General features: G+C 42.9%; 8 protein-coding genes. All 8 read right to left on the bottom strand.

Going from position 1 to position 10,042, the window contains the following annotated elements:
• Positions 1–90 precede the first annotated feature (90 nt).
• Complete coding sequence (locus BLO53_RS18045) at positions 91–1,338, bottom strand: type III pantothenate kinase (protein ID WP_092064884.1); 1,248 nt, start codon at positions 1,336–1,338, stop codon at positions 91–93.
• Between the two features lie 217 nt (positions 1,339–1,555).
• Positions 1,556–2,206, bottom strand: coding sequence for an ECF transporter S component (locus BLO53_RS18040; RefSeq protein WP_092064881.1), 651 nt, complete (start codon positions 2,204–2,206; stop codon positions 1,556–1,558).
• Positions 2,207–2,399: 193 nt separating this feature from the next.
• Positions 2,400–3,227, bottom strand: coding sequence for an energy-coupling factor transporter transmembrane component T family protein (locus BLO53_RS18035; protein WP_092064878.1), 828 nt, complete (start codon positions 3,225–3,227; stop codon positions 2,400–2,402).
• Positions 3,220–4,938, bottom strand: a complete 1,719-nt coding sequence (locus tag BLO53_RS18030; protein ID WP_092064875.1) for an ABC transporter ATP-binding protein — start codon at positions 4,936–4,938, stop codon at positions 3,220–3,222. Before BLO53_RS18030 ends, BLO53_RS18035 begins: the two co-directional genes overlap by 8 nt.
• A gap of 3 nt (positions 4,939–4,941) precedes the next feature.
• Positions 4,942–5,496, bottom strand: coding sequence for an ECF-type riboflavin transporter substrate-binding protein (locus BLO53_RS18025; RefSeq protein WP_092064872.1), 555 nt, complete (start codon positions 5,494–5,496; stop codon positions 4,942–4,944).
• 100 nt (positions 5,497–5,596) lie between these two features.
• The gene (locus BLO53_RS18020; protein ID WP_092064869.1) at positions 5,597–7,558 is read right to left on the bottom strand and encodes an ABC transporter ATP-binding protein; all 1,962 of its coding nucleotides are present in this window, start codon (positions 7,556–7,558) and stop codon (positions 5,597–5,599) included.
• 38 nt (positions 7,559–7,596) lie between these two features.
• The gene (locus BLO53_RS18015) at positions 7,597–9,345 is read right to left on the bottom strand and encodes an ABC transporter ATP-binding protein (protein ID WP_092064866.1); all 1,749 of its coding nucleotides are present in this window, start codon (positions 9,343–9,345) and stop codon (positions 7,597–7,599) included.
• 66 nt (positions 9,346–9,411) lie between these two features.
• Positions 9,412–9,882, bottom strand: coding sequence for a MarR family winged helix-turn-helix transcriptional regulator (locus BLO53_RS18010; protein ID WP_092064863.1), 471 nt, complete (start codon positions 9,880–9,882; stop codon positions 9,412–9,414).
• Positions 9,883–10,042 lie beyond the last annotated feature (160 nt).

Genomic DNA, 10,042 nt, shown 5'->3' with positions numbered 1-10,042 from the left:
TAATGCTAATTCTTGTTTTTTCTTATTTTTGCATGATTTGAGTCCGGCTCTTTCATGCATAACCTGACATTTCTCTTATCTTGCATGACATCAATCCCCACAATTCAAGCAATAGATATATCTAAGCCCATATAGAAGCAGATCCGGCTCATAATGAACTTCAAAATCTCTTTTAGAATTCTCTGTACTCCCTGATGTTGACACTCCATCAGAACAAATCCAGGGAATAACAAGCTTGCCAAGGCCTCCAGTTACTACAACCTTCATAGCTGGCCTGTTCTCCAAATCGTCTTTCTGAGTAATACCTGTAGTATTTCCTTCTGTTGGGCCAGGAATTTCCCCGGAAATAAAATCAGAAGAAGCGTCTTGTATCAGGCGCCTTGCCAGTTCAGCAATCATCATGCCTGTGCCTGCAACTACGCCGCTCATCATATTAGATGCAGTATCAAGGCCCAGCAGTGAATCCACTTCGCAGGCACTAAGTTGTGGTAGCTGTGAAGCGCGCGTAGCTTCTGCATCCAAAGATAATTGGACTCCTGGGCATATCATTCCGCCTATGATTCTGCCACTATATTTTTCTTCTTTTTCCACAGAATTGGTCAAATTCCTGCATGTTTGTTCTTCTTCATCTGCAGAGTTGGACAGTTCCCTACATGCTTGACCTTCTTCATCTGCAGCGCTGGACAAGTCTCTGCATGCTTGTACTTCTTTATCTACAGAGCTGAACAAATCTCTTTTTGCTCTTCCTTCCTCATCCATAGGATTTTCAAGTTCCATATCTTGTCCAGCTTCTACATCAGAACAAGCTACAACTTTTGGCTTTTCTTTTCTATCATAAGCACCTGCATCTTCTTGGCAGGCACCTTCTTGGCAAGCATCTTCTGAGCAGCTATCAACCACGGTTATAGTTGTGCAGGTTCCAAGGTCGCAGACCATGACAGGTGCGCCGTACAGAGATACAGCGGCGGCCACATCTACAATTCTATCCATTCCGATGGCGCCTTCTTTGTATCTGGAAATATCAACTCCTGTACGCAGAAAAGGCCCCACTAATAGAGGCCTTTTTCCTATTATCTTTTCTAATGCATCCAAGGTTTTATCTGTGATCTCAGGAACTACAGAGGCAAGAATTGCGCCATCATACGAAGTTCCAAGAGCAGTAGATGCCTTGTCATTGCTCTGCCAATCACTCAGCAGCGCTGAAATCTCACTTACAATTTTCTCTGTAGTGTAATCTCTCTTGGTCACAATTCTTCCAGTAAACTCAAGCTGCTCGCCATCAAAAGAGCCCACCACAATATTTGAATTTCCTATATCAACTGTAAGTATCCTACTCATCACATAACCTTTTTATAAACGTCAAATAATCTTCTGACGTTTTCTGATATAAAATCACTTAATCGTTGTCACCATTTTCGCAATTCTACGCATCAGAATATTATCGTAAATCTAAGCTTTCTCCCTCAAAAAAACCGCATTTCCCCTCTTGTTACTTAACTATTCTGTAACAGCTTCACACATTCTGATCAGTCAAATTTGCAGATTGCAAAAATATTTATGCTCTTTTTAAAACCTTTGAAAGAATGACTCCAAGAGTTCCTGCCAGAAGGCATCCGATCAGAGCTTCAACTGTAGCCTGAACGCCAACCATTGCAACAACAAAAGCAAGTGGGCCATGGGCGTCATATTTGGCTACAAGTCCCTGAACATAATCTGTGTTATAGAAAAACAGGCAAAGAGAGCCCATGAAAAATACTGTATTGAAAAGAGGCATCAAAGCTCCACAAATATAGTAAGAAGCTTGCTTTAACTTGCCTCTGTGAAGAGCTTTAAATAAAAAGCTAACTACAGTAGCATCTAAAAATCTTGCAACTACAGCAGTTACAAATACTCCAATTGGACTGATTGTGAAAAGTGTTGAAAGCATTCCGCTTGCTCCTGTAAAAGCGCCAGCAAAGCTGTTAAGTCCAAATACGATTCCGCAGATGATACCTGCGTAAGGACTGATGAGCATTGCTGCCAGAGCAACTGGAACAGTAACGATAGAAATCTTAAGAAATGGTGTAGGAATTGTTCCAAGAACAGTATTACCCATGATCAAAACGATTGCGATCATAAGGGCAGTCTCCACCATGTAACGAGTTTTGCTGCTAAGTCCGACTGACTCCTCATTAGTCTTGCGGCCAAGCATTGATGTGTTATCCATATTCAATTCTCCTTATTATGTGAGCTACCGTTCAGAACTATTTCTGATACAGTGCACCATAAATATATCAGCATAGGCCTTTTGAGTCAACGGGGCATTTGTTTCTTTTTAATAGCGGCCATCTTTTCTTGAAATGAGGATTGAAACTTAACACCCCTCGCATTGCCAGTTTCCTGTGCATCAATCGTCATCCTCAATGAAAAGGATTATAGAATCTGCTGCCGTTGATAAATGAAAGAGCAATAGATACAGCAAGGATCAATACGCATACAATGATACTAATGTAGTCCAAAGCCTTGAATTTCTGGGCCATATACCAGGTTCTCTTCTTGTTCTTGCCAAAGCATCTAAGCTCCATGGCATTGGAAATGATGTCGATCCTATCCATGCTGCTGAGAATAAGCGGAATCAGGATCGCTGAAGCGGACTTAAGTCTGCTAATGAGCGAAGCTTTCTTACTAAGCTCAACGCCTCTTGCCTGTGATGCCTGGCTAATCTCGTGGTACTGCTTCTGAATATCAGGAATGTAGCGAAGAGCCAGGGCTACAGAATAAGAAATCGAATAGCTGACACCGATCTTGTTAAGGGAAGCCGCAAATTCACTGGGATTTGTGGTGCAGACAAACAGCAGCACAAAAGGAATTGTGGCAAAATACTTCAAAATATAGTTAAACTGGTAAAAGAGCTGCTCCGCAGTTGGGGCAAAGTGACCTGAAAGCCCAAACAAAAGGGTGGTAGATCCGTAAAGGTCACACCCGTGTCTTGGAGAAAAAACGTAGACCATCACCGTATTTAAAGCAAGAAAAACCAGAGTAAACCACAGCATAAAAGACACATCCCTAACCCTGATCTTGCCAACAGGAAAAAGAATTATACTAAACACTGCAAGAAAGAGTAAAAGTCTGGTGTCATAAGTTGTCATAGCCGCAAAGCTCCACAGCAGAAGGCATACCAGCTTTGTTGCTCCAGTAAGTCCGTGTATAGGTGATTGTTTCTCAATATAGTTAAAAAGATTATTCATGAATGTCTCGTTCTTTCCTCTCGTAATCGATAAAGCTCTGGACAAATCCCGTGCCATCTAAAATGCCGCAATCTCCAGCCAGCTGATAAAGACTTGTTTCCTTAAGGCTTGCCCTATCAACTATTTCCCTATCAGTCAGAACCTGAGCGCAGCTCTTGTCTGCAATTATTCGTCCATCGGAAAAGACAATACTCCTGTCCGCATATTCCAGCATAAGATGCATATCGTGTGTGATCATGACAATAGTGATTCCCTGGGCATTAAGGCTCTTTAAAAACTCCATGATCCTTGTATAATTCCTGTAATCCTGCCCTGCTGTGGGCTCATCAAGAATCATAAGCTCCGGCTCCAGAACAAGAATAGAGCAGATTGTCACTCTCTTTTTCTGGCCATAGCTAAGAGCAGAAATAGGCCACTTACGCATCTTATAAAGGCCGCAGACCTTGAGAGCCTTTTCAACACGCTCCCTGACTTCATCCTCGGGAACGCCGCGAAGCCTGAGTCCAAAGGCAACCTCATCAAAGATCATGACCTTAGAGATCATCTGATTAGGATTCTGCATGACATAGCCCACATGCTCAGCTCTCTCCTTGATCGAAAGAGCTGTAAAATCCTGCCCATTAAAGATTATCCTGCCGCAGTCCTCTTTTTCCATGCCGCAGATAACCTTGGAAAACGTGGACTTTCCGGCGCCATTAGTTCCGACAATGGCCACCATCTCGCCCTTATTTATCGAAACGGAAATATCATTAAGCGTCTTCTTGTTGGTCTTTTCGTAGGTAAAAGATAAGTCTTCTACCCTTAAAAGCTCTTGGCCCAAAGCCGCTTTTTCTTTTCCCTTATTCTCAGTATAAAAAGCTCGCACCTTGGCCTTGTCATCTTCAGAAAGCACAAGATCAGGAAGGCTTGCAGGGTGCATAGCTGCTGTCACAGGCACTTTGGAATACTTGAGGGCTGTGAGATACAAAGGCTCTCTTACCCCGCACACGCTAAGAGTAGATGCTGATAAAAGCTCATCTGGCGTCGTATCTGAAACAATACGGCCTTCACTCATAAGAACAACCCTGTCCACATGCCTGTGGAGCACATCCTCAAGGCGGTGCTCAATTATGACAACGGCTGCTCCCGTGCTCTTTTGAAGCTTGTCAATAAGCTCAATTGCTGACTTGCCGGTTTTGGGGTCAAGATTGGCAAGAGGCTCATCAAATAAAAAAAGTGATACATCACTTGCCATAACTCCGCCAACAGATACTCTCTGCTTCTGGCCTCCTGACAGCTCAGAAGGTGCATGCCGCAGTACCTTATCCAGGTCAAGGATCCTGGCAACCTCATGGACTCTGTCCTTCATCTGTTCCTGCTCAACACAGTCATTTTCAAGGGCAAAAGCCAAATCCTCAGCTACAGTCATGCCAACAAACTGTGCATCACTGTCCTGAAGCACAGTTCCTACAACATGAGAAATGTCAAACAAAGACATGTCCCTTGACTCTTTTCCTCCGATCAGCATAGATCCAGTAATCTTGCCTTTATAAGAAAAGGGGATAAGTCCATTCATAAGACTTGCCATGGTGGACTTGCCACATCCCGACGGGCCTGCTATCAGAACCTTCTCACCCTTTCTTATTTTCAGATTAATGTCATAGAGCGTAGGGGATGCCTGCGCTCTATACTGAAATCCTAAATTTTTAAACTCTACAATAACATCATTCATAAATTAGTCTTCTTCTGTAAGGCTGCCCTTCTTGGGAATAGCCTTGGAATATGCGATACATACGAGGGTTCCAACTACCGCTGTTGTAACAATATTGATACCTGCTCCAGTAAGTCCCTGTAAAAATACCTTGTTGGCTGGCTCCTGATACATGAGGATATCAAGAACAGGGGCTACAACTACCCAGGCTACAAGATGAGCAACTACCTGACCAATATTGAAAATAATAATTCCCTTAAGTCCAAACTCGCCCTCATCAATCTTGAGTCTGAACATTACAAGCCCCATAAAGCATCCGAACACTGCTGATGCAATAACCCAGCTCCACCATACTCCCCAGCCATAGCTAAAGTCAATGAAGAAGTGACCGATAAGTCCTGCCAAAGCTCCAGCGATAGGTCCGAATACTCCTGCGATAAATGCAAGAAGACCATACTGGATAGAGATATTAGTATTAGGCACAGGACTTGGGATTGCAACAAATCTTCCTAAAACGAAGAAAAGAGCCGCGCCAATACCGGTAGCTACAATTGTCTTAACAGAAAACATTCTTTTCATACAAAAATCCTCCTTAATAATTGTCAACATAAATATATTGTACCATTGAAAAAGAGTCAATGGATAACATTTCATTGACTCTTTTTACCTACAATTTAGATTATGCAGTTACTGACTCGTCCTTCATACCAGTGTACAGATGGTAGTATCTCTGCTTCTTGGCGATAAGTTCATCGTGAGTTCCCTGCTCAACGATCCTTCCCTGCTCAAGGACTATGATGCAGTCACTGTTACGGACTGTTGAAAGCCTGTGGGCAATGACAAATGTGGTTCTGCCCTTCATAAGCTTGTCCATACCATCCTGAACGATTTTCTCTGTTCTGGTATCGATTGAGGATGTAGCCTCATCAAGGATAAGAACTGGAGGATCAGCGATAGCTGCCCTTGCAATAGCAAGGAGCTGTCTCTGGCCCTGGGAAAGGTTTGCTCCATCTCCTGTGAGCATTGTGTCGTACCCCTCAGGAAGTCTTTTTATAAAGCTATGGGCATTTGCAAGCTTGGCTGCTGCAATAACCTCTTCGTCTGTAGCTCCCAGCTTACCATAGCGGATATTGTCACGAACAGTTCCTGTAAAAAGATGTGTATCCTGCAGAACAATACCAAGAGACCTTCTAAGATCTGCCTTCTTGATCTTGTTGATATTGATGTTGTCGTACCTGATCTTACCATCCTGAATATCATAGAATCTGTTGATAAGATTTGTAATAGTGGTCTTACCTGCACCAGTTGAGCCAACAAAGGCAATCTTCTGACCTGGAAGAGCATGAAGAACAATGTCATGCAGAACCATCTTTTCATCTGTATATCCAAAGTCTACGCCGTTAAAGGTAACATCACCCTCCATAGGCTGATAAGTTGTTGTATCAGTTGCCTTGTGATAATGTTTCCAAGCCCAGTGCCCTGTGTGATGATCTGCCTCAACAACCTGACCATTCTTTTCCTCAGCATCAACAAGCATAACGTAGCCATCATCAGTCTCTGGCTGCTCATCAAGAAGCTTGAAGATACGCTCAGCTCCGGCAAGGGCCATGATGATTGAGTTAAACTGCATGCTGACCTGGTTGATAGGCATACTAAAGCTCTTATTAAATGTAAGGAAGGAAGCAAGTGCACCAACTGTAAATCCTACAGCAACGCTGTTAGAAAGAGCTATTGCGCCACCAATCATTGCGCAGATAACATAGCTGGTGTTACCAAGCTGGGCATTTATAGGGCCAAGAGCGCCTGAATAAGCATTAGCCTTAAATGCGCTCTCGCAAAGCTCTTCGTTGAGCTTATCAAACTGCTCAATACTCTCCTGCTCGTGGTTAAAGACCTTAACAACCTTCTGGCCTGTCATCATCTCCTCGATGTAGCCATTAAGAGCACCGATGTTCTTCTGCTGAGCTACGAAGTTCTTACCAGATGCCTTGGTAGCCTTGGCTGAGCAAAAGAGCATTACCCCAACCATGACAAGTGTCACTGCTGTAAGCGGAATGCTCAGCACGATCATAGATGCCAGCACGCTTACAATCGTTATTGCTGAATTAAGAAGCTGTGGTATACTCTGGCTGATCATCTGCCTCAAGGTATCAATATCATTGGTGTAGATTGACATGATATCGCCATGAGCATGTGTATCAAAATATTTGATAGGAAGACTCTCCATATGTGTAAAGAGTTCTTCTCTAAGTCTCTTTAAGGTTCCCTGATTTATAAAGATCATAGTCCTTGACTGAACATATGCAGCAATTATGCCAAGTGCATAAAATACAGCAACTCTCGCCATAGCGCCAAGAAGTGGGCCATAATCAGGAACAAATCCTGCAGGATCCGCAATTTTTGCATCAAGCATTGGCTGAATGTAGCCATCTATCAGAGTCTTTGTAAAAAGAGTTCCCTGAACACTGGAAAATACTGTCACAAAAATGCAGACCATAACAACTATCATATGTATAGGATAGAATTTAAAAACATATCCCATTATTCTTTTAAATAATTTGCCAGGGTTTTCAACCTTGGGCCTTGGCATTCCACGTCTGTTACCGCCGTTTCTGCCTTTTATCTCTTTAACTTCTGCCATTTCTTTATCCTCTCTAAATGCACAATGAACTTACGCTCTCAGCTCGCACTATCAAAATCAGCATCACCGCTTGCTCCAGTCTGTGACTCATAAACCTCGCGGTAAATGTCATTATTCTGAAGAAGCTCCTCATGAGTTCCAAATCCGTTAACCTTACCATCTTCCATGACGATAATGCGGTCGCAGCCCTGAACTGAACTGATTCTCTGAGCAATTATCAGCTTGGTTGTTCCTGGAATTTCCTCAGCAAAGGCCTTTCTGATCTTGGCATCTGTACTGGTATCAACAGCACTTGTTGAGTCATCCAGAATAAGGATCTTGGGCTTTTTAAGAAGGGCTCTGGCAATACAAAGTCTCTGTCTCTGTCCACCTGAAACATTGGTTCCGCCCTGTTCTATCTGCGTATTATAGCCCTCTGGCATTTTCTCTATAAATTCATCGGCGCAGGCCATGCGACAGGCGCGCTTACACTCTTCTTCTGTTGCATTCTTGTCACCCCAGCGGAGATTATCAAGAATACTTCCTGAAAAGAGGACATTCTTTTGCAAAACTACTGATACCTGGTCTCTTAAGACTTCCAGATCATAGTCACGTACATCCACGCCGCCAACCTTGACAGTTCCCTTTGTTACGTCATAGAGTCTGCTGATAAGGTTAACAAGTGAAGACTTGGCAGATCCGGTTCCACCTATGATACCGATGGTCTCACCAGATTTTATCTCAAGATTTATATCTTTTAACACAGGTTCTTCTGAAGTCTGGTTGTAAGCAAAGTCAACGTGTTCAAAAGAAATACTTCCGTCTGCGACACTACGTATAGCGTCAGGCTTACTGGTTATAGAAGCCTTCTCCTCGATGACCTCAGCAATACGCTTGCCGCTGGCAGAAGCCATGGTCAGCATGACAAAGATCATGCCCAGCATCATAAGGTTCATGAGGATAGTCATGCAATAAGTCAAAAGACTCATAAGTTCGCCTGTTGTAAGGCTTCCTGCAACTATCATGTGGGCACCAACCCAGCTTACAAGCAGGATGCAGATGTAGATTGTTCCTGTCATAACAGGACTTATGTAAACGATGTTCATCTCGGCTTTTACAAACATGTTGTAGATGTTAAGTGCCGCCTTCTTGAACTTGTTATCCTCGTAATCCTCACGGACATAGGCCTTAACAACTCTGATGGCTGAAACATTCTCCTGAACGCTCTCATTGAGCTCATCGTACTTCTCAAATACCTGTTTGAAATACTTGGTAGCCTTGTTCATAATATAAACCATAAGAACTGAGAGGAATATAACTGCTACCAGGTAGATGCTGGCAACCTTTGCATTGATCATCATGGCTGCAACCATGGCAATTACAAGAGAAGCAGGAGCTCTCATAGCCATTCTCAAAGTCATCATATACGCGTTCTGGATATTGGTAACATCTGTAGTCAGTCTTGTTACAAGTCCGGAAGTTGAGAACTTATCAATGTTGGCAAAAGAGAAAGTCTGGATATTATCAAACATTGCCTTTCTCAGATTCTTGGCAAATCCGGTTGATGCCATGGAGCCATAGTATGCTCCGCCAAGACCTGCCAAAAGGCCTAAGATAGCTATAACTACCATCAGGGCACCTGTGCTATAGATAACGCCCATGTTATTGCCATATATTCCCTTATCTACGATCCTGGCCATGAGAATAGGAATGACCATTTCACATATAACCTCTCCGATCATACATATCGGAGTAACTATTGATGGCAGTGTGTACTGCTTGATCTGTTTTAATAATGTGCTAAGCATAAAACAAAATTCTCCCTTTATAAATTTCTAACAGATTCCCAAAAGAATCCACAGCTTGCGCTAAATTCACAGCATCTTCATATTATCAATCACTTTGTCCAATAAATACCTCAGCTGCGTGATCTCATCATCGCTAAGACCCTCCACAAGGATCTGGTTCATGTTCTTCCTGCGCTCTTTACTGCGGATTATGAACTCTTCGCCCTTGGAGGTAATGGCTACATTGCGATACTTCCTGTTATCTGGATCCACCACAACCTTGACCATTTCTTTATCCTCAAGTCTCTTTAAAAGGCCTATTGTAGTAGGGTGCTTTATCTGAAGAGCCTGCGAAATGTCCTTCTGCGTAACCTTTTTATCCTTGTTCTCCCAGAGATAAGACACAAGGATCATCTGGGAAAAAGTCATATCTTCATCACGAAGCTGCTTGTTCAGCATATTTGCAAAGCCTTCATGAATAAGTTTGAACTTAAACCCCAAGGGTTCATGTTCTTTATCTCTTGAATACTCCCTGGTCTCTTTATCAAAGCAGGTCATTGTCACCTCCTTACAACCGGCAAATTAGCAAGCATTCATTTGCTTACTGGTCCAACGCAACAAAAAAATGTTAACTTCCTATCTTTTTAACTCTCGTCGTCACTTCCGGTAAATCCCCTCAAAAAATCTCTTAATGCAGGGTTGATGATTTTTAATCCTC

Origin of the sequence: Butyrivibrio sp. INlla14 (genome assembly GCF_900102515.1) — a bacterium.
In the GTDB taxonomy this organism is placed as follows: domain Bacteria; phylum Bacillota; class Clostridia; order Lachnospirales; family Lachnospiraceae; genus Butyrivibrio.
This window is presented reverse-complemented; position numbering and strand designations above follow the sequence as displayed.